Origin of the sequence: Sphingobium herbicidovorans, assembly GCF_002080435.1 — a bacterium.
Taxonomy (GTDB): domain Bacteria; phylum Pseudomonadota; class Alphaproteobacteria; order Sphingomonadales; family Sphingomonadaceae; genus Sphingobium; species Sphingobium herbicidovorans.
Genome location: NZ_CP020538.1, coordinates 42,417 through 65,890, shown reverse-complemented (window position 1 = coordinate 65,890; position 23,474 = coordinate 42,417). Strand labels below are relative to the sequence as shown.

Annotated in this window: 25 protein-coding genes and 1 tRNA gene; 16 read left to right on the top strand and 10 right to left on the bottom strand. The window is 63.2% G+C overall.

Features of this window, described 5'->3' with window-relative positions:
* The first annotated feature begins 29 nt into the window (after window positions 1–29).
* From tsaB to B6S01_RS00330, 10 genes are all read left to right on the top strand, one after another.
* A complete protein-coding gene (gene tsaB / locus B6S01_RS00375; protein WP_037466648.1) occupies window positions 30–656 on the top strand; it encodes a tRNA (adenosine(37)-N6)-threonylcarbamoyltransferase complex dimerization subunit type 1 TsaB in 627 nt (208 codons plus the stop codon).
* Complete coding sequence (gene rimI / locus B6S01_RS00370; protein WP_037466646.1) at window positions 653–1,132, top strand: ribosomal protein S18-alanine N-acetyltransferase; 480 nt, start codon at window positions 653–655, stop codon at window positions 1,130–1,132. Before tsaB ends, rimI begins: the two co-directional genes overlap by 4 nt.
* 112 nt (window positions 1,133–1,244) lie before the next feature.
* Window positions 1,245–1,667, top strand: coding sequence for a Ros/MucR family transcriptional regulator (locus B6S01_RS00365; protein WP_037466643.1), 423 nt, complete (start codon window positions 1,245–1,247; stop codon window positions 1,665–1,667).
* A 121-nt stretch (window positions 1,668–1,788) separates the two neighbouring features.
* The gene (locus B6S01_RS00360; protein ID WP_037466641.1) at window positions 1,789–2,211 is read left to right on the top strand and encodes a Fur family transcriptional regulator; all 423 of its coding nucleotides are present in this window, start codon (window positions 1,789–1,791) and stop codon (window positions 2,209–2,211) included.
* Window positions 2,212–2,215: 4 nt separating this feature from the next.
* On the top strand, window positions 2,216–2,974 hold the full coding sequence (locus tag B6S01_RS00355) for a lysophospholipid acyltransferase family protein (RefSeq protein ID WP_037466638.1): 759 nt from the start codon (window positions 2,216–2,218) through the stop codon (window positions 2,972–2,974).
* 9 nt (window positions 2,975–2,983) lie between these two features.
* The gene (miaB, locus tag B6S01_RS00350; RefSeq protein ID WP_037466636.1) at window positions 2,984–4,333 is read left to right on the top strand and encodes a tRNA (N6-isopentenyl adenosine(37)-C2)-methylthiotransferase MiaB; all 1,350 of its coding nucleotides are present in this window, start codon (window positions 2,984–2,986) and stop codon (window positions 4,331–4,333) included.
* A 120-nt stretch (window positions 4,334–4,453) separates the two neighbouring features.
* Window positions 4,454–5,458 (top strand): PhoH family protein, encoded by a 1,005-nt coding sequence (locus B6S01_RS00345; RefSeq protein WP_037466633.1) that lies wholly within the window; start codon window positions 4,454–4,456, stop codon window positions 5,456–5,458.
* 24 nt (window positions 5,459–5,482) lie between these two features.
* Window positions 5,483–5,992 (top strand): rRNA maturation RNase YbeY, encoded by a 510-nt coding sequence (gene ybeY, locus B6S01_RS00340; protein WP_037466631.1) that lies wholly within the window; start codon window positions 5,483–5,485, stop codon window positions 5,990–5,992.
* Between the two features lie 11 nt (window positions 5,993–6,003).
* A complete protein-coding gene (locus B6S01_RS00335) occupies window positions 6,004–6,954 on the top strand; it encodes a hemolysin family protein (protein ID WP_037466628.1) in 951 nt (316 codons plus the stop codon).
* A 173-nt stretch (window positions 6,955–7,127) separates the two neighbouring features.
* On the top strand, window positions 7,128–8,561 hold the full coding sequence (locus B6S01_RS00330) for a DUF2142 domain-containing protein (protein ID WP_037466855.1): 1,434 nt from the start codon (window positions 7,128–7,130) through the stop codon (window positions 8,559–8,561).
* Here the strand turns inward: B6S01_RS00330 and B6S01_RS00325 are convergent.
* From B6S01_RS00325 to B6S01_RS00310, 4 genes are read right to left on the bottom strand one after another with little or no spacing between them, the layout of a single operon-like run.
* On the bottom strand, window positions 8,523–9,167 hold the full coding sequence (locus tag B6S01_RS00325; RefSeq protein ID WP_037466627.1) for a phosphatase PAP2 family protein: 645 nt from the start codon (window positions 9,165–9,167) through the stop codon (window positions 8,523–8,525). The two genes, B6S01_RS00330 and B6S01_RS00325, sit on opposite strands and share 39 nt — an antisense overlap.
* Window positions 9,145–10,542 carry a dihydrolipoyl dehydrogenase gene (gene lpdA, locus B6S01_RS00320; RefSeq protein WP_037466625.1) on the bottom strand — a complete coding sequence of 466 codons (1,398 nt, stop codon included), beginning with the start codon at window positions 10,540–10,542 and terminating at the stop codon, window positions 9,145–9,147. Before lpdA ends, B6S01_RS00325 begins: the two co-directional genes overlap by 23 nt.
* Before the next feature lie 2 nt (window positions 10,543–10,544).
* Window positions 10,545–10,961, bottom strand: a complete 417-nt coding sequence (locus B6S01_RS00315) for an acyl-CoA thioesterase (protein WP_037466623.1) — start codon at window positions 10,959–10,961, stop codon at window positions 10,545–10,547.
* Window positions 10,961–12,250, bottom strand: a complete 1,290-nt coding sequence (locus B6S01_RS00310; protein WP_037466621.1) for a pyruvate dehydrogenase complex dihydrolipoamide acetyltransferase — start codon at window positions 12,248–12,250, stop codon at window positions 10,961–10,963. The genes B6S01_RS00315 and B6S01_RS00310 overlap by 1 nt, the downstream gene beginning before the upstream one ends.
* Window positions 12,251–12,457: 207 nt before the next feature.
* On the opposite strand from B6S01_RS00310, the gene B6S01_RS00305 reads away from it, so the two are divergent.
* Window positions 12,458–12,913, top strand: a complete 456-nt coding sequence (locus tag B6S01_RS00305; RefSeq protein WP_037466619.1) for a universal stress protein — start codon at window positions 12,458–12,460, stop codon at window positions 12,911–12,913.
* A 1-nt stretch (window position 12,914) separates the two neighbouring features.
* Here the strand turns inward: B6S01_RS00305 and rnr are convergent, their stop codons facing one another.
* From rnr to B6S01_RS00290, 3 genes are all read right to left on the bottom strand, one after another.
* Window positions 12,915–15,212 (bottom strand): ribonuclease R, encoded by a 2,298-nt coding sequence (rnr, locus tag B6S01_RS00300; RefSeq protein ID WP_037466617.1) that lies wholly within the window; start codon window positions 15,210–15,212, stop codon window positions 12,915–12,917.
* Window positions 15,213–15,292: 80 nt separating this feature from the next.
* A complete protein-coding gene (locus tag B6S01_RS00295; protein ID WP_037466615.1) occupies window positions 15,293–15,940 on the bottom strand; it encodes an MOSC domain-containing protein in 648 nt (215 codons plus the stop codon).
* A 45-nt stretch (window positions 15,941–15,985) separates the two neighbouring features.
* Window positions 15,986–16,204 (bottom strand): hypervirulence associated TUDOR domain-containing protein, encoded by a 219-nt coding sequence (locus tag B6S01_RS00290; protein ID WP_037466851.1) that lies wholly within the window; start codon window positions 16,202–16,204, stop codon window positions 15,986–15,988.
* Between the two features lie 120 nt (window positions 16,205–16,324).
* Between B6S01_RS00290 and B6S01_RS00285 the strand changes: the two genes are divergently transcribed.
* The 4 genes from B6S01_RS00285 (at window position 16,325) to B6S01_RS00270 (ending at window position 19,853) form a co-directional block, all read left to right on the top strand.
* Entirely contained in the window at window positions 16,325–17,503 is a 1,179-nt protein-coding gene (locus tag B6S01_RS00285; RefSeq protein ID WP_037466613.1) for a glycosyltransferase family 4 protein, read from the top strand.
* A gap of 47 nt (window positions 17,504–17,550) precedes the next feature.
* Window positions 17,551–18,867, top strand: coding sequence for a replication-associated recombination protein A (locus B6S01_RS00280; RefSeq protein WP_037466611.1), 1,317 nt, complete (start codon window positions 17,551–17,553; stop codon window positions 18,865–18,867).
* Window positions 18,868–18,886: 19 nt separating this feature from the next.
* Window positions 18,887–19,747: a hypothetical protein gene (locus B6S01_RS00275; protein WP_037466609.1), complete on the top strand. Its 861-nt coding sequence runs from the start codon at window positions 18,887–18,889 to the stop codon at window positions 19,745–19,747.
* Between the two features lie 31 nt (window positions 19,748–19,778).
* Window positions 19,779–19,853: transfer RNA gene (locus B6S01_RS00270), tRNA-Thr, on the top strand.
* 574 nt (window positions 19,854–20,427) lie between these two features.
* Here the strand turns inward: B6S01_RS00270 and B6S01_RS00265 are convergent.
* From B6S01_RS00265 to folE, 3 genes are read right to left on the bottom strand one after another with little or no spacing between them, the layout of a single operon-like run.
* Window positions 20,428–21,204, bottom strand: coding sequence for an enoyl-CoA hydratase-related protein (locus B6S01_RS00265; protein WP_037466848.1), 777 nt, complete (start codon window positions 21,202–21,204; stop codon window positions 20,428–20,430).
* A gap of 51 nt (window positions 21,205–21,255) precedes the next feature.
* Window positions 21,256–22,092 carry an SDR family oxidoreductase gene (locus B6S01_RS00260; protein ID WP_037466607.1) on the bottom strand — a complete coding sequence of 279 codons (837 nt, stop codon included), beginning with the start codon at window positions 22,090–22,092 and terminating at the stop codon, window positions 21,256–21,258.
* Entirely contained in the window at window positions 22,089–22,697 is a 609-nt protein-coding gene (gene folE, locus B6S01_RS00255; RefSeq protein WP_037466604.1) for a GTP cyclohydrolase I FolE, read from the bottom strand. The genes B6S01_RS00260 and folE overlap by 4 nt, the downstream gene beginning before the upstream one ends.
* A gap of 190 nt (window positions 22,698–22,887) precedes the next feature.
* Between folE and B6S01_RS00250 the strand changes: the two genes are divergently transcribed.
* Entirely contained in the window at window positions 22,888–23,469 is a 582-nt protein-coding gene (locus B6S01_RS00250; protein WP_037466603.1) for a nucleotidyltransferase family protein, read from the top strand.
* The last annotated feature ends 5 nt before the right edge of the window (window positions 23,470–23,474 follow it).

Genomic DNA, 23,474 nt, shown 5'->3' with positions numbered 1-23,474 from the left:
CGGTCACGCCGGTTCTACAGGGGATTTTCTTGCGCATTCTCGTCATCGACACCGCGACGCAGGCGCTGTCCGTGGCGCTGCTCGACGATGGCGTCCCGGCAGGACATTTTCACGAAATAGTGGGCCGGGGTCATGCCGAAGCATTGATGCCCGCAATTGCCGCGCTGCCAGATGGCGGCCGCGCCGACGGAATCGCGGTGGACCTGGGACCGGGCAGCTTTACCGGCGTACGGATCGGAATCGCTGCGGCGCGGGCGCTTGCGCTTGCCTGGTCGCTCCCCTTACGGGGTTATGGCGCGCTATCCCTGATAGCGGCGAAGGCAGCGCAGGACCATCCAGGCGGCCCGATCGCAGTCACCATCACCGGGGGACATGGCGAACTGTTCTGGCAATGCTTTGAACCCGACGGGCTGACCCCCATCACGCAGCCTGCGTCCACGCCCATCGCGGTGCTGGCCGCGCAGCTTGATCAGCCCATTCTCTATGGCACGGGCGCGGAAGCGCTGGTGACGGCGCGCGGACATGGCGCCGCCATCGCCCTGTATCCCAACTCGGCGGACTATCCGCTGATCGCGGGGCTGCCGCCGCTGCCCCCCTCCCCCATATATTGCCGCGACGCGGACGCGCAGCCGATGTCGATGCGCAAGCCGCTATGATACCCGGCATCATCCTCGACACCTATGATGAGGGCGAACGCAACGCGCTGTCCGACGCAATGGATGTCATGACGGAGGCATTCGATCCCGCCTTTGGCGAGGCGTGGACGTTGTCGCAGCTTGCAGGCGTCATGATGATGCCGGGAACCTGGCTGACTATTGCGCGCGTTGACGCTGCGGCCATGGGCTTTGCGCTTGTCCGGTCGGTGCTGGACGAATGCGAATTGCTGCTGTTGGCGGTTCATCCATCATGGCGTGGAAGAGGCATTGGGCAAGTGCTGTTGGTCGATAGCCTCAAGACGGCGCGACGACGTGGCATAAGGTCGATGAACCTCGAAGTCCGTTCGTCGAATACAGCAATCAAACTCTATGAAAAAATCGGGTTTGAATATGTGCATCGCCGACCCGGTTACTACCGGGGCAGCGACGGACAACTATATGATGCCCTGAGCTTTCGTATCGAAATGATCGGATAGTCTGGATCACCCTTGCTAAGCGGCAGACGAGGGTATAACGCTCATATACCGCTCGTGAAACGAATAGGCCTGGGCGGGTCGCATCAAATTCAGCCTTCGCAGGATAATAGAAATGGAAATCGAATCCGCACAGAGCGAACTGCTCATTACTTTGACTTCGGATATCGTTGCTGCACATGTATCGAACAACAGCGTGGCTGTGTCTGATGTGGCGACGTTGATCCAGAACGTGCACGCCGCACTTTCAGGACTGGCGACGCCCGCTGCTGTTCCCGAAGTAAAGCCGGAACCAGCCGTATCGGTCCGTTCGTCGATCAAGCCGGACTATATTGTCTGCCTGGAAGACGGCAAGAAGTTGAAGATGCTCAAGCGCCACCTGATGACCCATTATCAGATGACGCCGGATGATTATCGGACCAAATGGGGCCTGCCCGCGGATTATCCGATGGTCGCTCCCAACTATGCCGAACAGCGCCGTTCGCTGGCCAAGAAGATCGGTCTTGGCACAAAGCGCCGCCGCACCCGCGCGAAATAAGCACCGTTGGTGGGCGATCCGGCATGTGAAGGGGCGCATTTGCCGTGCGCCCCTTTTACAATGCCGAAAATGCCGCTAAATTTCTGCCGACTATCTGAAAATTTGAAATGAGCGAGTCCGCATGAACCGCAAGATCGACGTAGAAGCCCTTTGCCATGAAAAGGGCCTGCGCATCACCGAGCAGCGTCGTGTGATCGCTCAAGTCCTTAGCGACGCATCGGACCATCCCGATGTGGAGGAATTGCACAAGCGTTCCTCCACGATCGATCCGGGCATCTCCATCGCGACCGTCTATCGCACCGTCCGCCTGTTTGAAGAAGCGGGCATATTGGAGCGCCATGATTTCGGCGATGGCCGGGCACGATATGAAGCGGCTCCCGAAGCGCATCATGACCATCTGATCGACGTTGAAACCGGCAACGTCATCGAGTTCGTCGATCCCGAACTGGAGCAGTTGCAGAAGCAGATCGCCGAAAAGCTCGGCTTCCGCCTGGTCGATCACCGCATGGAATTGTACGGCGTATCGCTCGACCGCAAGAACTGAACGCTTGCGGCGGCTTCGCTATTTCTGCCGGTTGGGCGCCCTTGCGGGCTGCCTTATCCTTTGCCTGATCCCGCACCTGCTTTGGCGGGCGGCGGGCAGGCGATCCCCCTGGCCCCGCCGCTTCCTGGGACTGGCGGCGCGAGCAGTGGGCGCGCGCGTGCGGATCGAAGGCCATCCGTTTCATGGCGACAGTTTCATCATCGCCAATCATGTTAGCTGGATCGACATTCTGGCGATGGGCGGCGCGACCGGGGCCGCCTTCGTCGCGCATGACGGCATAGCGGGCTGGCCGTTGATCGGGTGGCTGGCGGCGCAGAACAACACGCTGTTCGTTGCGCGCAATCGGCGCGGTGCGCTGTCCAGCCAGATCGAGGCGCTGCGTGCGGCGCTGGCCGGGCATCAGCCGGTCGCCCTGTTCCCCGAGGGGACGACAAGCGACGGATTGGGCTTGCTGCCTTTCAAGCCCTCTCTGCTGGCCGTGCTGCTACCGCCTCCAAGAGCGGTGATGATCCAGCCGGTGCATGTGGATTATGGCGCGGCCACCGCCGAGATCGCATGGCACAGCGATGAACCGGCGGGTCGGAATGTGAAACGGCTGCTGGAGCGACCCGGCAGAATCGACGTCACGCTGCGCTTTCTGGAGCCGTTCGATCCGGCGCTCTACCCCGATCGCAAGCAATTGGCGGCGGTTACAAGAGACAAGATCGCGGCAAGCATTGCGATGCACCTGCCGCCTTTCGTTCCGGCTGCTGCCCCTGTATAGCTGGACGGCATGAATCGTAACGACGCCCAAAAGACTCCAGCGACATTCCACGTCAAATCCTTCGGCTGCCAGATGAACGTCTATGATGGCGAGCGCATGGCGGAGATGCTGGGCGAACGCGGCATGACCGCAGCGGCCGATGGTTCGCAGGCGGATCTGGTCATCCTGAACACCTGCCACATCCGCGAAAAGGCCGTGGACAAGGTCTATTCCGACATCGGTCGCCTCAACCGCGAGGATGGCACGCGCCCGATGATCGCCGTCGCCGGTTGCGTCGCGCAGGCGGAAGGGAGCGAGATCAGCCGCCGAGCGAAAACCGTCGATATCGTCGTGGGGCCGCAAGCCTATCACCGGCTGCCTGACCTGATCGCCAAGGCCGGGCGTGGCGAAGAGGCGGTCGATACCGACATGCCGCTGGCGTCGAAATTCGCCGCCCTGCCCGGTCGCACCAAGCAAGCCCGGCCAACCGCCTTCCTGACCATCATGGAAGGGTGCGACAAATTCTGCACCTATTGCGTGGTGCCCTATACGCGTGGGGCGGAGATCAGCCGTAGCTGGAGCGCGATCCTGGACGAAGCCAAGGCGCTGGTCGATGGCGGCGTGCGCGAGATCACGCTGCTGGGGCAGAATGTGAACGCCTGGACCGGTGAGGATGACAGGGGGCGCATGCAGGGCATGGATGGCCTGGTCCGCGAACTGGGCAAGATCGCTGATCTCAAGCGCATCCGTTACACCACCAGCCATCCCAATGACATGAGCGACGGCCTGATCGCGGCGCATGGCGACGAGCCGAAGCTGATGCCGTTCCTTCACCTGCCGGTGCAGTCGGGCAACGACCGCATATTGAAGGCGATGAACCGCAGCCATGGCGTCAACAGCTATCTGCGGATCATCGAGCGGGTGCGAGAGGCGCGGCCGGACATTGCGCTGTCGGGCGACTTCATCGTCGGTTTCCCCGGTGAAACTGACGCGGAGTTCGAAGATACGCTGAAGATCGTGGATCAGGTGCGCTATGCGCAATGCTATTCGTTCAAATACAGCCCGCGTCCGGGCACCCCTGCCGCGGACATGGACGGTCAGATCCCTGCGCAAGTGATGGACGAACGGCTTGCGCGGCTGCAGGCGCTGATCAACCGGCATCAGGTGGACTTCAACGCCGCGACCGTGGGCCGCCGCACCGAAATCCTGCTGGAGCGCAAGGGCCGTCATGCCGGACAGCTGATCGGCAAGACGCCTTGGCTCCAGTCCGTTCACGTCACCGCGCCCGAACTTTTCATTGGCGATATGGTGGAAGTCGATATCATCAGCGCCGGTCCGAACAGCCTGGCCGGCGAACCTAGCAGGAGGAAAGCCGCTTGAACCTACTCTCAGTCGTTCCCGCGCAGGGAACCCATCTCCCGACCTGTCCACCAGGCTCGAGCGACAGGAGATGGATATTCGCCCTAGCGGATATGACTGACGGAAAGGGGAGCTGCTGAAATGTCCAAGAAGCCGAACCAGAACCAGCGCAGCGACACCGTAGAGCGCGCACGGTTGGAAGTGACGTTCGACCGCCCCCACCTGTTGGGCGCGCTGTTCGGGCAATATGACCAGAATCTGGTCGCCATCGAGAACCGGCTGGGCGTCTATATCGCCGCGCGGGGCAACAAATTACAGATCGAGGGCGAGGCCGAAGCGGCGGCGCGGGCGCGCGATGTCATGACCGGGCTCTACAACCGGATCGCGGCGGGGCAGGAAATCGACAGCGGCGCCGTCGAGGCGGTGATCGCCATGTCCGCCGAACCGACGCTGGACGGCATCATCCGCCATGACGTCGCAGAGCCGCCCAAGGTGATGATCCGCACGCGCAAGAAGACGATCGTGCCGCGCTCCGCAACGCAGGTCACCTATATGGAGGCGCTGACCCGCAACGATATCATCTTTGCGCTTGGACCGGCAGGCACCGGCAAGACCTATCTGGCGGTCGCGCAGGCCGTCAGCCAGCTGATTACGGGGAGCGTCGATCGGCTGATCCTGTCGCGCCCCGCCGTGGAAGCTGGCGAGCGGCTCGGCTTCCTGCCGGGCGACATGAAGGAGAAGGTCGATCCCTATCTCCGGCCGATCTACGACGCGCTCTATGACACGCTGCCCGCCGAACAGGTGGAGCGGCGGATCGCGAGCGGAGAGATAGAGATCGCGCCGCTGGCCTTCATGCGCGGGCGAACGCTGGCCAATGCCTTTATCGTGCTGGACGAGGCGCAGAATACGACCGTGGCGCAGATGAAGATGTTCCTGACCCGTTTCGGCGAAGGAAGCCGCATGGTGATCTGCGGCGATCCACGGCAGGTCGATCTGCCGCAGCCGGGCGTGTCCGGCCTGGCCGACGCCGTCGCGCGGCTGGAAGGCGTGGACGGAATATCGGTCGTGCCGTTCAATATCGCGGACGTCGTGCGCCATCCGGTCGTGGGGCGGATCGTTCAGGCTTATGAGGGGCCGGATGCCTGAACGCTGGATATTGGAGCATGCAAAGTGATTGAAGTAGCGGTTCTTCATGAAAGTGGCTGGCCGGGCGAGGACTGGGAACTGCTAGCCCAGCGGGCCGTGGTCGCAGCCATCGTACACAGTCCCTACGCCGCCTTCGCCACGGACGAGGCCCTGTATGAAGTCGCCGTCAAACTGACCAGCGACGAAGAAGTCCACAGCCTCAACCGCGACTATCGGGACAAGGACAGGCCCACCAACGTCCTGTCCTTTCCCATGGTGCAGGCCGACCTGCTGGAAGGCACGGGGAATACCGACGATGGCGAGGTTCTGCTGGGCGACATCGTGCTGGCGGAAGGGGTCTGCGCAAGGGAAGCGGCGGAAAAGGGCGTCTCTGTCGCAGACCATGCCACGCATCTGATCATCCATGGGACTTTTCATTTGCTGGGATATGATCATATGGAGGATGCCGAGGCGGAAGCGATGGAGGCGCTGGAGACCCAGTCCCTGCAAAGCCTAGGCGTTACGGATCCCTATGGGGATCGCCAGACAGGATAGTAGGAAGAACAATGGCTGAAGGCAGTCCGAAGGACGGCAACGGTTCAAAGGAATCGGACAGTAGTAGTCACGAGGGCGGTTTATGGAGCGGCCTGAAGTCGCTGCTTTTCGGTGAGGAAGAAAGCCCCAGCCTCCGGCGCGAGCTGGAGGAGGCGCTGGACGGGTATGACGAGGACGAGCGGGACGAGAGCGCGCCCTCCCCTGCCAATGGCGACCTGTCGGCGATCGAACGCCAGATGGTCCGCAACCTGCTGCATTTTTCCGAGCACACGGTCGATGACGTCGCCGTCCCGCGCGCGGACATCATCGCTATCGAGGAAAAAGCGAGCTTCGCTGAACTGGCGGCATTGTTCGCGGAAGCGGGACACAGCCGCATTCCGGTCTATCGCGAAACGCTGGATACCATTGTCGGCATGGTCCACATTCGCGACGCGTTCGCGATCCTAGCCGGCAAATCCCCGGTTCCCGACAGCCTGGCGCCGTTGATCCGCCAGCCGCTTTATGTCCCCGAAAGCATGGGTGCGCTGGACCTGCTGGCCGAAATGCGCGCCAAGCGCACGCATCTCGCCATCGTGCTGGACGAATATTCCGGGACGGAAGGGTTGCTGACGTTCGAGGACCTGGTCGAGGAAATCGTCGGCGATGTCGAGGACGAGCATGACGATGCCCCCGAAGCGCTGCTGGTCCCGCTGGAAGGCGGAATGTGGGAAGCGGACGCGCGGGCTGAACTGGAAGACGTCGCCGAGGAGATTGACGAGCGGCTGTCCGATATCGAGGAAGATGTCGATACGCTGGGCGGCCTGGCCTTCGTCATCGCTGGCCGTGTGCCGGATGCAGGCGAAATTTTGAAGCATGAGCAGAGCGGCTGGAAACTGGAAATCGTCAGCAGCGACGGGCGCAGGGTGACGCGGTTGCGGCTGCATCCCCCGGCCGAGAGAAAAAGGGACGAGGAGGAGGAATGATCCCCCGCCCCTGAACGGAGGGGAATGTTAATGGCTGACGACTAAACCTTTCCATCGGCCTGCTGCACCGTTCCCAAGGATGGATTGCATGGGGCAAGCCATTGGCCGGAACGGGTGCGGACGTGCGACAGGAAAGATCATCGGCCTTCAGCGGCAAGGCCGTTTCCCTGCCCATGGCCGTCGCAGCCACCCATATGCAGAAATGGCTTCTGGCGCTGGTCTGCGTCGCGACGATGTCCTTCGTCCTGATCACGCCCCCATTTCAGGCCCCAGACGAAAACCAGCACTATATGAAGGCGCTGTTGCTAAGCGAAGGCCATGTCATGGCGGAGCAGCGCGGCGAACGGATCGGCGCTGAATTGCCGCGATCCGCGCTGGACCTGCATGGCATCGATTTTCCGACCGAGGTGACGGGGGAAAAGCGCCGATTCGCCAAGCCGATGCTGGAGCAGGCATGGCAGGCGGATATGGCGCGGCCGGGCAGAGCCTTTGCCGACTTTCCCAATGTCGCCAATTATGCGCCCACGCTCTATACGCCCGGCGCTGCGGGCTTGCTGCTGGGCGATGAACTTGGCTTGCCGCGATTGGGGAGCTTTTATGCGGGGCGGATCGTCAACGCGTTGGCGGGCCTGATCCTGCTGGCCTTTGCCTTCTGCCTCATGCCGTTCGGCCGGAACGCCTTGCTGGCGACGGCGCTGCTGCCGACATTCTATTTCCAGACCGGTTCGCTTTCTCCCGACGCCGTTATCAATGGGGTCGGATTTCTGGCGCTGGCGCTGGCGCTTCGGGTGATGGCGATGGGCTACAACACGGCGCGGTCGACAGGGCTAATGATTTGCGGACCACTGTTGGCGCTGGCCAAGGGGGTCTATCTGCCCCTGATGGCGGCAGGGCTGCAATGGCCCCGTCGCCGCGATGCCGGGCCATGGCTCTTGCTGGGCGCGATGGCGTTCGGCGCGCTGGCCTTTATCGTCTGGATGAAGATGTCGGGGGGAAGCCAGGCGCTTTATCACATCATGTCGCGCAAGACCGGCGAGACGGTGATGACTGCGCCGCTTAGCGCGCAGCTTGCCGTCATATTGGCCGATCCGGTCGGCTATGTGCGGACGCTGGCCTCCAGCGTCGTGGAGCGCACGCCGGTCTATGGCCTCCAGATCGTATGCCGTTTTGGTTGGAACGCGATATTGCTCCCGCTGCTCGCCTATCCGTTGGCCGGGCTGATGATGAGCGCCGCCGTCCTGAACGGGGCGGGCATCAGGATCGGCATGGGTCGCCGACTATGGTGGCTGGCGGTGGCGATAGGCACCGCGCTGCTGATAGAAACCGCCATGTATCTGACCGGAACGCCGCTGGGCGCTGATTTTATTCAGGGAACGCAAGGCCGCTATTTCCTGCCACTCCTGCCGCTCGCCTTGCTGGCGTTCATGCCGGAAAGGGGTGTCCATATGGCGCGGCCGGTCTTTGCAGGTGCGGGGCTACTATTGCTGCTGGTGGCGATTGCCAGTGCCTATGACAGTTTCTGGGTCCACGGCTTCGTTACTGCGGACGGCATGCCGCCGCACCAGCGGTTAAGCGATGCGCTGCTGCTCCCATCCCCGCGCTGGTAGCCAGTAGCGGCAAAGGCACAGCCAGCCGAGGCCTTCCATCCATCCGGCCAGAACGTCGCTTGGCCAGTGCACGCCAAGCCAGACACGGCTGATGCCGATCAGCGCGATCAGCAGCCCGGCGAGCACATAGCTGCCCCACCGACCGGCCAGCATGGCCAGAGCGCCGAAGAGCATCATGTTGCCTGCGGCATGACCGCTGGGGAAACTATAGCTGTGGACGATGTCGAGATGGGGCAGCAGGTCGGGACGCGGGGCGGCGAATAGCTGCTTGAGGCCCAGGTTGAGCAAAGTTCCACCCGCCATGACCAGTGCGAGCCATTGGGCGCCGGACCGCCTGCCCCGCCATAGCAGAAGCGCGACGGCCGCTATAATGACGGCTATACGCCCGACCGTATCGCCAATCCGCGAAGCGGCCAGCATGATCGAGGTGATGGCGGGGCTTATCGCCCGCGCCTCCCCCGCCACCGTCATCGCGCCGATGTTCAATCCGTCCAGCACACCGGACCGTTGAAGCAAGGCAATGGCGAGAACGCCGACGAGCGCGAGGAGGAAAGCCCCCGCGCCGCCCAACCAGGATCGGCGATCAGATATGGAGCGCGCGCCCATAGGCGGCGAGCACGCTTTCGTGCATCGATTCCGAAATCGTCGGATGCGGGAATACCGTGTGCATCAGTTCCGCTTCGGTCGTTTCCAGCGTCTTGCCTACGGTGAAGCCCTGGATCATTTCTGTCACTTCAGCTCCGACCATGTGCGCGCCCAGCAGTTCGCCGGTCTTGGCGTCGAACACGGTCTTGGTGAAGCCCTCCGCCTCGCCCAGCGCGATCGCCTTGCCATTGCCGATGAAGGGGAACATGCCGACCTTCACCTCATAGCCCGCCTCCTTCGCCTTGGCTTCGGTCAGGCCGACGCTGGCGATCTGCGGATGGCAATAGGTGCAGCCCGGAATGTTGCGCGGGTCCATGGCATGGGGATGCTTGCCCGCGATTGCTTCGGCCGCGATCACGCCTTCGTGGCTGGCCTTGTGCGCAAGCCATGGCGGCGCGGTGATGTCGCCGATCGCCCAAAGGCCATCGACATTGGTGCGGCACAATTCGTCGGTCTTCAGGAAGCCGCGATCGTCCATCGAGACGCCCAGTTCCTTGAGCCCGATATTCTCGGTGTTGGGGACGATGCCGATGGCGACGATGACATGGCTGTAGTCGCCGTTGACGATCTTGCCATCCTTGCCCTTGATTGCGGCCTTTACGCCGTTCGCGCCCACTTCCAGCTTTTCCAGGCCCGCGCCGGTCATGATGGTCATGCCCTGCTTTTTCAGCGCCTTTTCGAGGAAGGCGGACACATCCGCATCCTCGACCGGCACGACGCGGTCCAGCATTTCGACGACGGTGACGTCAGCGCCCATGTCATTGTAGAAGCTGGCGAACTCGATGCCGATCGCGCCCGATCCGATCACCAGCAGCCTGGTCGGCATTTCGGGCGGGGTCATGGCGTGGCGATAGGTCCACACGCGCTTGCCGTCCGCCTTGGCAAAGGGCAGGTCGCGGGCGCGGGCGCCCGTGGCTACGATGATGTTCTTCGCTGTCAGTTCTTCGGTCTTGCCGTCTTTCGTGACGCTCAACTTGCCTTTGCCGGTCAGCTTGCCCTCGCCCATGTGGACGGCGATCTTGTTCTTCTTCATCAGGTGGGTGACGCCCTGATTGAGCTGCTTGGCGACGCCGCGCGAGCGCTTCACCACCGCGTCGATGTCGGCGCTGATCTTCTCGGCAGCCAAGCCGTATTCGGCGGCATGCTGCATATAGTGATAGATTTCCGCGGAACGCAGCAGCGCCTTGGTCGGGATGCAACCCCAGTTGAGGCAGATGCCCCCAAGATTTTCCCGCTCCACGATGGCGGTCTTTAGGCCAAGCTGCGAGGCGCGGATCGCGGCGACATAGCCGCCGGGGCCGGAACCCAGAACGATGACATCGTAATTCTCAGCCATGGTCAATCTCTCTTGTCTTCTTGCGCCGCGATCGGCGGCACGGAACGGGGCTGGCGATCCTCGCCGATCGCCACGAAGGTGAATGTCGCTTTCGTCACGCGATAGGAGCGGTCGTCGTGGCGGGTGCGCCGCCAGGCTTCGACCGCGATGTTCATCGACGTGCGGCCCACCGATTCCAGGGCGGCGAAAACAGACACCTCGTCACCGACGACCACCGGCCTCAGGAAGGTCATGCCATCGACCGCGATGGTCACGGCCCGCCCCTTGCTGTGGCGGGCGGCGACGGAACCGGCGGCGGAATCCATCAGGCTCATCAACCAGCCGCCGAAAATATCCCCATAGGGATTGGTGTCGGCAGGCATGGCAATGACGCGCACCGCCGGACTTTCGTTCGGCGGCGTTTCTTCGGCGGCTGGCATCAGGCCAGCATGCCAAGCGGGTTTTCGATCAACTCGCGGAACAGCTGCATCAGGCGGGCCCCGTCCGCGCCATCGATCGCGCGATGATCAAAGCTGCCGGTCGCCGACATGACCGTCGCGATCTGAAGCGAGTCATCGATGACAAAGGGGCGCTTGTCACCAGCGCCGATCGCCATGATCATGGCCTGGGGCGGATTGATGACGGCATCGAACTGCTTGATGCCGAACATGCCCATGTTGGAGAGCGAGGCCGTGCCGCCCTGATACTCCTCAGGTTTCAACTTGCCGTCCTTGGCGCGAGTGGCCAGGTCCTTCATCTCGGTAGAGATGGCGGCCACGCCCTTGCTGTCGGCTGCCGTCACGATGGGCGTGATAAGACCGCCGGGGATCGAAACCGCGACCGAAATGTCCGCGCGCTGGAATTGCAGCATCTGGTCGCCCGCGAACTGCACATTGCATTCGGGCACCTGGATCAGGGCGACACCCAGCGCCTTGATAAGCAGGTCGTTGACCGACAGCTTGACGTTGCGGCTGGCGAGACCGGCGTTGAGTTCGCCGCGCAGCTTCAACAGCTTGTCGAGCCGGATATCGACGGTGAGGTAGATGTGCGGCACCTGCTGCTTCGATTCCGTCAGGCGGCGTGCAATCGTCTTGCGCATGCCACTCAGCTTGACGACTTCGTGTGGGATGCCGAAATCCTGCGCGGCCTGGGCTACTGCGGGTGCAGGAGCCCCAGGTGCGGCGGCCGCCTTGCTCGGTGCTGGTGCAGCAGCGGCAGCGCCTTCCAGATCCGCCTTGACGATACGGCCATTGGGGCCGGAGCCGGTCAGGCTGGCGAGATCGACGCCCTTGGCTTCGGCGAGGCGGCGCGCGAGCGGGCTGGCCTTCACGCGGTCATCCGATTGCGGAACGGGCGTTGCATCACCCTTGGCCGCAGGCGCGGGCGCGGCGGCTTCAGCCTTTGCGGGAACGGGATCGGCCTTTGGCGTTGCCGCCGCCTTGGGCGCAGACGCGCTGTCACCCGCCGCCGCTTCGGCAACATCCTCGCCCTCTTCGGCGATGATGGCGATAACCGTGCCGACCTTCACGCCTTCGGACCCTTCGGAAACGAGGATCTTCGCGATCTTGCCCTCATCGACCGCTTCGAATTCCATCGTCGCCTTGTCGGTTTCAATCTCTGCGAGCAGATCCCCCGACGACACCGTGTCGCCTTCCTTCACCAGCCATTTCGCAAGCGTCCCTTCTTCCATGGTCGGGGACAAGGCGGGCATCTGAATCTTCTTGCTCATGCGTGAGGGCCTCTCATATTCTTCCCGGCAGACGGGCAGCGTTGGAAGCGGTTTTCACCCTTTGGACCGGGGGGTCAAGGCCGCGCCTTGCGCGGGGCAAGATAATCAGTCACATTTCACCAGACTGGTTCACGATTTACCAAATCGGTTCAAGAAGGCAGGGCAGGAGCCGGTTCGCCCTGCAATCTGACAGGGGATGCGACAAGGATGCGCACTTATCTGGTTGTAGTGGACGAATCGCCCGAAGCGGAAACGGCGCTCCGCTTCGCCGCGCGGCGTGCAGCCAAGACTGCGGGGTCGATCCGCATCCTCGCGCTCGTCCCGCCGGCGGAGTTCGTCCAATGGGGCGGCGTTCAGGCAACGATGGAGGATGAAGCCCGCCAGCGCGCCGAGGCGCTTGTGACCAGCGCAGCGGGCACGCTGACCGAGGAATCCGGCATCCGTCCCAGCATCACCGTGCGTCAGGGCGAGCCGGTGGCGCTGGTTCGCGAAACGCTGGACGAAATGCCCGATGTCGCGGCGCTGGTGCTGGGCGCGGCGGCCAGCGGCCACCCCGGCGCGCTGGTGTCCCACTTCGCAGGCGCCGACGCGGGCAAGCTCCCCTGCCCGATCATGGTCATTCCCGGCGGTCTCAGCGCCGAGGCGATCGATCAGTTGAGCTGACCTATCGCCGGTGTTTCCCGCGCTTTGAACCCATGTGGCGGATATTGGCGGGTCGGCCCCGCTTTGCGCCCGGCCGTGTCCGGTCCTTCTTGAAACTGGGCCGCTGCGGCGGCGCGTCGGGCAGCTCGAAGCGCAGACTGCCGTTGATGGGATCAGCCTCTGCAAGGCGTAGTTGGAGATGCTGGCCGACGGTGTAGCGGTCGCCGCTCTCCACGCCTTCGAGAGCGCGGCCCGCTTCATCAAAGTAGAAGCGTTCGTCGCCCATGGTCGACACCGGGACAAGGCCGTCGCCGCCCAGCCCCTCGACCGTGGCGAAGAAACCGAAATTCTGGACGCCGGTGATGCGGGCGTTGACCAGTTCGCCGACATGGGCGGCCAGATAGGCGGCGACATAGCGGTCGATCGTGTCACGCTCCGCCTCCATCGCGCGGCGTTCATGCTGGCTGATCATTTCGCCCACACGGCCCATATTCTCATAATCATCGGCGCTGAGCGCCGTCCGATCGGGCAGGACGCCTCCCTTGGGCGCGGGTAGTTCAAGGCCGTGGGCACCGACCAGCGCACGATGGACGAGAAGGTCGGCATAACGGCGGATGGGGGAGGTGAAATGGGCGTAGGAACCAAGCGCCAATCCGAAATGCCCCATATTCTGGGGGCTGTAATAGGCCTGCGTCTGGCTGCGCAGGATCTGCTCCATGATCTGCGGCTTTTCCTCCGCCTCGCCGACCCGAGCGATCAGATGGTTGAAGGTGGACGGCTTGATCACCTGCCCCAACGCGAAATCAATGTCGAAAGTCGCCAGATAGTCCTTGAGCGCAACCAGCTTTTCACGGCTGGGCGGTTCGTGGACGCGGTACATGACCGGCGCTTTCTTTGCCTCCAGCGCCTTGGCGGCGGCGACGTTGGCCGCGATCATATAATCTTCGATCAGCATGTGCGCGTCGAGCCGTTCCCGCACGGCGACGCTGACGATCCTGCCCTGATCGTCCAGAACCACGCGGCGTTCGGGCAGGTCGAGCGCGAGGGGGTCACGCTTGTCGCGCGCCTTGCGCAGGAGTTTCCAGCAGGCCCAAAGCGGTTTCAGCGCCGGTTCGAGCAGCGCATTGTCCTTCGTCCCGTCGATTGCCGCCTGCGCGTCTTCGTAGGCCAGGACCGCAGCGACGCGGATGATCGCGCGGGCAAAGCGCCAGGAGGTGATCTTGCCCGACGCGTCGATAACCAGATGGCAGGCCATCGCCGCACGGTCCTGCCCCGCGCGCAGGGAGCACATGTCTGACGAGAGCTGATGCGGCAGCATCGGCACGACCAGATCGGGGAAATAGACGCTGTTGCCGCGCTTACGCGCTTCCTTGTCGAGTGCGCTGCCGGGGCGGACATAATAGCTGACGTCGGCGATCGCGACTATCGCGCGATAGCCGCCGGGATTGGCGGCATCCTCGTCCGGGGCGGCCCATACCGCATCGTCATGGTCCCGCGCATCGACCGGGTCGATGGCGACGATGGGCAGGTGGCGCAGATCTTCGCGCTTGTCCTCATGGAGTGCGAGTTCGGATGCCGTGAGCGCTTCCTCCTCCGTCCGCTCCGGGAATACATGCGGTATGCCGTGCTTGTGGATCGCGATCAGGCTGAAGCTGCGCGGGGCGAAGGGATCGCCCAATATGTCGGTCACGCGGGCGCTGATGCGCGGGGGGCGTCCGACCGGCTCGGCCAGCACGAGGTCGCCCGGCGTCGCGCTGCCCGCATCACTGATCGGCGTATCCTTGCGAATGCGCTTGTCGACCGGGCGTAGCCAGAGCTTGCCACCCTCCCCGGCCTCAACCACGCCCAGCAGTTCCTCGCTGGCCTTGGCGAGTTTCTTCATCGGATGCGCGACCCAGCCGCGCCCCGCTTCTTCCGTCCGCGCGAGGATGCGGTCGCCGATGGTCAGCGCACCCCGCTTGCCCCGCTCGATCACGCGCAGGCGCGGCGCGGGCTGCCCCTCCGCCTCCCACCGTTCTGGCGTGGCGATCAGCGTCGTGCCATCGACATCGACGATGCGCAGCACCGTGACCTTTGGCACCCCGCCCATCTTGTGGAAAGCGCGCGCCGGGCCAATGTCCAGCAGCCCTTCGTCGGCCATGTCTTTCAGCAGCGCCTTGAGCGCTATCTTTTCCTGCCCCTTGAGGCCGAACGCCTTGGCGATCTCACGCTTGCCCGCGGGCTGATCGGATGACGTGATGAACTCCATCACCTGATCGCGCGTCGGGAAGCCCGCGGGACGGACTTTTTCGGGTTTCTTCTGTTTTGGGGTCGATGCCATGGATCAGCTATAGGCACCGCTCCGCCGCCATACCAGATGGCACGACGCGAGATTTGCCTGCTGGCTGTTTTCCGGCGCTATTACGCCAGCTTGCGGGCGCGGTCGCGCCATACCTCGGCCAGCACGGGCAATTCCGCGAGCGAGCGAACCGCATCCGGTTCCGCCTTGTGCCCGCCGCCGATCAACAGGCGGAAAATGCGCGCGATCGGCCATTGCGGCAAGGGCCGGTCAAGCAATTCCATCCGGCTGTTCGCCTCCGCCTCCCCTTCCCGCAGCACGCGGAAATAGAGGCCCGAACGCCCGGTCTTGACGATGGTGGCCATCACATCGCGCGAACCGAAGCGATGATCGAGTTTCCAGCAGGGCTGCCGCCCGTGGCTGACCTCCACCAGCGCGCTGCCGAGCGAGAAGCGGTCGCCGAGGCAGATTTCCTCCTCGGTCATGCCGTGGGATGCGATATTTTCCCCGAAGGCGCCGGGCGCGGCCAGCAGCGGATGATCCGGCTTGCGCTCGCGCCACCAGCCATAATGATCCTGCGGGTAGAGATGGATCGCCTTGTCCCAGCCGCCATGATGGATAGGGTCGGCGACACCGTCGCCTGCAAGGCCGAGCCAACCGATGCGGACCACCCCGTTCACCGGCCGCTTGGCGATGGCGCTGTAATCCCCATCACGGAACGGAACCGGCGTGCCAGTCAGCAACGCTTCGACAATGAGATGATCGCTCATCCCCGCGCTATGGCAGGACCGCAGGCGCTTGGCGAGCAGGTTGCTCTACGCGCGGCTGAGTTCCGAGGCGAGCTTGAGCACTTCGCTGCCATTGTCGGTCTGGACGAGATAGGCGGGGTTCGTCGCCGATCCATTGCGCCGGATCAGCGCGCCCTCAATCGTCCTTTCCACATGGCGGTCGAACTTTTCGGCAACCCGGCCACGGCCCACGCCCTGGCCCCAGTTCCATTTCACCCGCGTCCCTTTGCGGAAATTGTCGGTCATTCCCATCCTCACCCGCCGCATCGGCATCGCGGCCATTTTGCCACTGTCGCCAAGACAAAAATCCCCGCTCCGCATGCGGTTCCCTTGGGTTTTCTGTTCCTGTGGGTTAAGGGGCGGCAGATGGATGTCACCGGCCTTCGCGTCGCGCTCTTCAGCGGCAATTACAATTATGTTCGCGATGGCGCGAACCAGGCGCTCAACCGCTTCGTGGGCTATCTGCTGAGCCAGGGCGCGGCCGTGCGCGTTTATTCACCGACCATCGCAACCCCTGCGTTCGAGCCGACGGGCGACCTGGTGAGCGCACCGTCCTTTCCGGTTCCGGGCCGCCGGGAATATCGCGTTCCCTATCGGATGTCCGGCGCTGTCCGCCGCGACCTCAAGCGTTTTCAGCCCAATCTGGTCCATGTTTCCAGTCCCGATCCGCTGGGCCATCGTGCGGTCTCCTGGGCGCGCAGTCGGGGGCTGCCTGCAGTCGCGTCCGTCCATACGCGTTTTGAAACCTATCCGCGTTATTATGGCCTCGCCTTTCTGGAGCCGGTCATCGAATCCGTGCTGCGCCGTTTCTATCGCCGGTGCGACGCCATCGTCGCGCCATCCGAATCCATGGCGCAACTGCTGCGGGAACAGCGGATGAGCTATGATGTCGGCATCTGGACGCGCGGCATCGACCGGCAAATCTTCAATCCCGACCGCCGCGATCCGGCATGGCGGCAGTCACTGGGCATCGAAGATGACGAGCCGGTCATCGGCTTCATTGGCCGACTGGTCATGGAAAAGGGGCTGGACGTCTTTTCAGACGCGATCGACCAGCTTGCGCTCCGCCATGTGCGGCACAAGGTGCTGATCGTCGGCGATGGCCCCGCGCGCGACTGGTTCGAGAACCGCTTGCCGAACGCCATCTTCACCGGGTTTCAGAAGGGCGCTGACCTGGGCCGCGCGGTCGCGAGCATGGATATGCTGTTCAATCCGTCGATCACCGAAACCTTCGGCAATGTGACGCTGGAGGCGATGGCCTGCAAGCTGCCGACCGTCGCGGCACGGGCGACGGGCAGCGAGAGCCTGGTGACCGAAGGGGTGACAGGGCGGCTGATCCGTCCCGGAGCCATCGGCGCCTTCGCCGACGCGCTCGCGACCTATTGCGACAACCCGCAGGCGCGTGCCGATGCGGGGAACGCAGCCATGGCGGAAGCAGAGCGCTATGGCTGGGACCAGGTCAATCAGGCGCTGGTCGATACCTATATCCGCGTCATTCGCCAGCGAACCCAGGGCGCGCGGCTGCGTTCCAGCCCGGTTCCTTGACGGCGGCGGCTTCCCTATGTCGGGATGAATGGCCTATATCGGAATGAATGGCTGATCTTTTCGCATCCGATGCAGAAACCCCCGGCGAACCCGTCGAGAACGCGCCGCTTGCCGACAGGCTGCGCCCGCGCACGCTGGCCGATGTGGTGGGGCAGGATCACCTGACCGGGCCGGAAGGCGCGATTGGCCGAATGGTGGCGGCTGGGCGGCTTTCATCCATCATCCTGTGGGGACCGCCGGGCACGGGCAAGACGACCATAGCCCGCCTGCTGGCCGATGCGGTGGACATGCGCTTCGAGCCTATTTCCGCCGTCTTTTCCGGCGTCGCGGACCTGAAAAAAGTATTCGCCGCAGCCAAGGAGCATGCCCGGCGCGGCGACAAGACGCTGCTGTTCGTGGACGAGATCCATCGTTTCAACCGCGCGCAGCAGGACAGTTTCCTGCCCTTTGTCGAAGATGGCACGGTCACGCTGGTCGGGGCGACGACCGAGAATCCCAGCTTTGAACTCAACGCCGCATTGCTGTCGCGCGCACAGGTGCTGATCCTGCATCGGCTGGATGCCGCCGCGCTTGAACTGCTGCTCGACCGGGCGGAAGCGCTGACCGAAAAGACCCTGCCGCTCACCCCGGCGGCACGGGACGCCCTGCTCGCCAGTGCGGATGGTGACGGGCGCTTTCTGCTCAATCAGGTCGAGACGCTTTATTCCATCGACATTGGCGAGCCGCTCGATCCGGCGGGCCTTTCCGCCCTGCTCCACCGGCGCATGCCGGTCTATGACAAGGATCGGGAGGGGCATTACAACCTGATCTCCGCGCTGCACAAATCGCTGCGTGGTTCAGACCCGCAGGCGGCGCTCTATTATCTGGCGCGGATGCTGACGGCCGGGGAGCAACCGCTCTATGTGCTGCGGCGTCTGGTCCGTTTTGCCAGCGAAGACATCGGCCTCGCCGATCCGCAGGCGCTGGTACAATGCCTGGCGGCCAAGGACGCATTCGATTTCCTCGGCAGTCCCGAGGGCGAACTGGCCATCGTCCAAGCCTGTCTTTATTGCGCGACCGCGCCCAAATCCAACGCAGCCTATGCCGCGATGAAAGCGGCATGGAAATCGGCGCGCGACACCGGATCGCTGATGCCGCCCAAGAATATCCTGAACGCTCCAACCCGGCTGATGAAGACGATCGGCTATGGGAAGGATTATCAATATGACCATGACAGCGCGGAAGGCTTTTCCGGCGACAATTATTGGCCCGAGGAGATGGAGCCGCAGCCCTTCTACGCGCCCACCGATCGCGGTTTCGAAGCGCGGGTCGCCGAGCGCATGGCCTATTGGGACCGCCTGCGGGCCGAGCGCAGCGACGCCTGAGAAGGGATAGCCGGTTGCCATGACTCCGCGTTTCGATCGCTATGCCGCGATTGACTGGTCGGGCGCGAAGGGCTTGCGGCACAAGGGGATCGCGGTCGCCCTGTGCGAGCGTGGAGACGCCGTGCCGCAACTTATCCGACCGCCCGAAGGCGGCCTGTGGTCGCGGACAGCGGTCGGTGAATGGCTGGTGGCGGCAGCGGCGGAAGCGCCGACCCTGTTCGGCTTCGACTTCAGCTTCGCCCCGCCCTTCGTCGCGCGACAGGCATATCTGCCTGGCGATGAGGCGCCAGTGACAGGGCCGGATTTCTGGGCCTATGTCGATGCCATATGCGATGATCCCGACCTGGGCGCCGCCAGCCTGCTGCATGTCACCCATCGCCGCCATTTCTATTTCGGGAAAGCCGATGGCGTGAAGGCCGACTTCATGCACAACCGGGCGTGCGAAGCCCATTATAATGCGGGCGGCGGCGGCAAGCCCTCCACCGTCTATGACGCCATCGGCGCGGCCCAGGTGGCGAAGGCGAGCTTTGCAGGCATGCGGTTGCTTCACCATGTCCATCGCCATGTACCCATCTGGCCTTTCGATTCGCCGCCGCGATCAGGGTCGCTGGTCGTGGAAATCTACACCAGCATTGCGGCAAGGGCGGCCGGGCGGTCAAAGGGACGGACGAAGATGCGCGATCTGGCGGCGCTCAACGATGCACTGTTCGCGCTCGGCTCTGCGCCGTATGAGGGGCTGCCGCCCGACGATCATGGCGCGGACGCCATCGCCGCCGCCGCGTGGCTGCGCAATGTCGCCCCCCAGCCGAGCCTTTGGACGCCTCTGGCCCTCAATCCGCATATTGCTGCAACGGAGGGCTGGACGTTCGGCGTCATCTGATAGTAAGGCGCTCACCGTCCGAAGCGGACATGCCGGCTTAGCACAGTGGTAGTGCAGCGGTTTTGTAAACCGAAGGTCGGGGGTTCAAATCCCTCAGCCGGCACCATGGCCGTTGATCACATATCCGCAGCGGCGGCACAGTGCGCCCTTGGGCAGCAATCGGGGCGGACCGAGTCAGCATCACGCATTCCCCAAAAGCAAAATGGGGGCCGACATTTCTGCCGGTCCCCACTTCCGTCGTGTCTCTTAATCCGCTTCCGTTTCGGGATGCGATCATCGGACTCGGCGCGCGATGCCCGCCTGAAAGGCTATGCATCGTGTTGGCTCCGTCGTCTGGCATTTCAGCCATATTCCGCAGCCTGCCTTCAAATTCCCGATGATTGACGTTCGCTTTCGCGCGTACACATCATCATCATTTGAAGACCATCCGGCTCTTGTTCGTTCCTTTCGGTTCCAACATTCACCTGATGTTCGAAACATCCGTCAAATCATTGATTTCTCTATGATTTGAAGATCCAGATTTCTCTGTTTCGTCGTTTGTTTCGATAACTGGATGGTCTCACCAAAAGCGAGTCGCGCAAAGCGGAATCTGACATTCCCAAGACGATCCACATCTAAAGCTGTGGATAATTGTGGATAATTTTTTTGAGGCCGGTTTCGGGGTGGTGCAAGCCGCTTGTTCAGCGGCCTTTCCACACGCCGGGACGCTTTTCGACAAAGGCCTTCATGCCCTCAACCCGGTCCTCGGTCGCCGTGAGCAACTGGAACAGGCGCCGTTCATTCAACAGGCCTTGCTCAAGTCCGGTTTCAAAGGCGAGGTTGACCATCTCCTTGTTCACCATCGTCGCCATGGGGGGCATCGCCGCGATGGCGGCAGCGGTCTTGAGCGCGTCTTCCAACAGATCCGCCGCAGGGACGATACGCGAGACGAGGCCTGAACGCTCAGCTTCCTCTGCGCCCATCATCCGGCCGGTCAGGCACATTTCCATCGCCTTGGCCTTGCCCACAGCTTTCGTCAGCCGTTGCGATCCACCCATGCCCGGCGCGACGCCCAGCTTGATCTCGGGCTGGCCGAATTTCGCGGTATCGGCCGCAATGATGAAGTCCGCCATCATCGCCAGTTCACAGCCCCCGCCCAGCGCGAAGCCCGCGACTGCGGCAATCCACGGCTTGCGGGTTGCGACCACATTTTTCTGCCAGCCGGAGAAGAAATCCTCCAGGAAGAAGTCGGCTGCGGCCTTGCTGGCCATTTCCTTGATGTCGGCGCCGGCTGCGAAAGCCTTTTCGCTGCCCGTCAGCACCAGGCAGAGTTGCGAGGGGTCGGCGTCATAGGCGGCGAAGGCAGCGCTGAGGTCCGCCAGCACCTGCGTATTGAGCGCGTTCAGCGCCTGCGGCCGGTTGAGCGTGACAAGCGTCACCGCATCGCGCTGTTCGACCAGGATCGTTTCAAAGCTCATCATTATCTCCCTCAATTTCTGCGGCGGCGAAGATGAGGCGGGCGTTGCCGCTCATCGCCCCATATGCATGAAGTCGCGGTCATAGCTGCGCAGGTGCGCGCCGCCATCAACGTACAGCGTCTGCCCCGTAACAGCGCTTGCCTGCGCGAGATAGAGGACGGCTTCGGCGATCTGTTCAGCCAGCGGCAGGCGGCCCAGCGGCATGGCCGATTGCAGCCTTTCCATCTGTTCTTCATCATAATCGGGCGTGGCGATCGTCAGGCCGGGCGCGACGGCGTTCACCCGGATATGGGGCGCAAGGCTCGCAGCGGAAAGGCGGGTCAGGCCCGCCAGCGCTGTCTTGGACAGGGTATAGGCCAGCTGGTCGGCATGAGGATGGTCGATCCGCTGGTCGAGAATATTGATGATGCAACGATCGACAACGCCCGCCGGAATTGTCGCGAAAGCCTTGGTCAGCAGCGCAGGCGCGGCGCAGTTCACAGCATAGTGCCGCATCAGATCGTCGGCGGTGACGCTGTCCAGCCGGTCCTGGCCGAAAATCGCCGCGCTGTTCACCAATATGTCGGGCGGGCGACCGAACCGCTCGGCGACCTTGGCCACCAGCTCTTCGGCGGTTTCAGGATCGGAAAAGTCTGCGGTGAACCCGTCCCACTCTGTGCCGCTTTCGTCCAGCGCCAGCGCCAAGGCGGAATCGAGCCGCGTGTCGTGACTGCCGTGGATCGCCAGCGAATAGCCAGCCCGCGCGAAGCCCGCGGCGATGACGCCGCCCAGCCGCCTGTGACCGCCCGTAATCAGCGCCAACCGCTTGTTCGCCAGCGGCAGTGATCCTTCCGCCCGCCCGCGCGCACCACCCAGTGGCCGGTAAGCGGGTGCCTCTTCCCCGTTCACGATCCGATGAGCTTCAACACTTCCTCGCGACTTTTTTCATCGTCGCGGAACACGCCGAGCATACGACTGGTCTTCATGAGGACGTTGGGCGTGCGCACGCCGCGCCCCGTCATGCAGCCATGGGTCGCTTCGATGACGACGGCGACGCCCTGGGGGTTAAGATGCTGCCAGATGCAGTTGGCGACTTCGGCGGTCAGCCTTTCCTGCACCTGCAGCCGATTGGAAAAGGCGTGCAGCACGCGCGCCAGCTTCGATATGCCCACGACATATTTTCCGGGCAGATAGGCGATATGCGCGCGCCCGATGATCGGAGCCATATGATGTTCGCAGTGGGACTGGAACGGAATGTCCTTCAGCAGCACGATATCATCATAGCCGCCCACTTCATGGAAAATGCGGGACAGGTGGTAGGCCGGATCGTCGGTATAGCCGCGGCAATATTCGCGCCAGGCGCGTGCGACACGTTCGGGCGTTTCCAGCAGACCTTCGCGTTCCGGATTGTCGCCTGACCAGCGGATCAGCGTCCGGATGGCCTCCGACACATCTGCGGGCACAGCTTCCTTGACCGCTTCGCCAACAGCTTCGGCATCGGGATCATAGTCCATGAAAGGTGCTGCTCCTGTCTGTCTTTGTTTAGCGGGCATATGGCGGCTATATAGCCAGAATGCCACCCCCTGTTCCGACGCTCTTCGGATTTGCGGAATAGCTGAATAACAACGCGAACCAAAAGAAGCCCACTTGCTGTCCATGCACCTACCGCCGCCCCTCCCACCTCTTTCACCGACAGGCTGACGCATGCGGACGGAAAGGATCGCGGCCGTTCTCTTGGCCGCGGGCACATCATCGCGCTTTGGCGATGAGGACAAGCTGATGGCCGATCTGCGGGGAAAGCCGGTGATCGCCCATACGCTTGAGGCCGTCGCGTCCCTCGCTTTCGCGGAACTGGTCGCTGTCGCGCGACCAATCGCGCAGGCTCCGGCCATTCACCGGAAGCTGGAGCGGCGCGGCTATAGCGTCCTGACCAATGATCATCCTGAAGAAGGCCTTGCGAGCAGCATCCTGCTGGCCGTCGAACATGTCATGCCGATCAGGCGCTGCCGGGGCATTCTCATCTGCCTGGGCGACATGCCTTATGTGCCGCAGTCGCATTACAACCGCATATGCCTGGCGGCGGAGGATGTGCGATCGGTAGTGGCCAGCACCGATGGCTTCTCTTCTTCGCCGCCCGCCTTTATCGGGCGCAAGCATTTCCCCGAACTGCTCACGCTGCGGGGGGATCAAGGCGCGCGCGCCCTGCTGAGCCGGGGTGTGCAGATAGAAGCGATGGGCAGCATCCTGCGGGATATCGACACGCCCGACGATCTGCCCGACGGTTAAGGGCG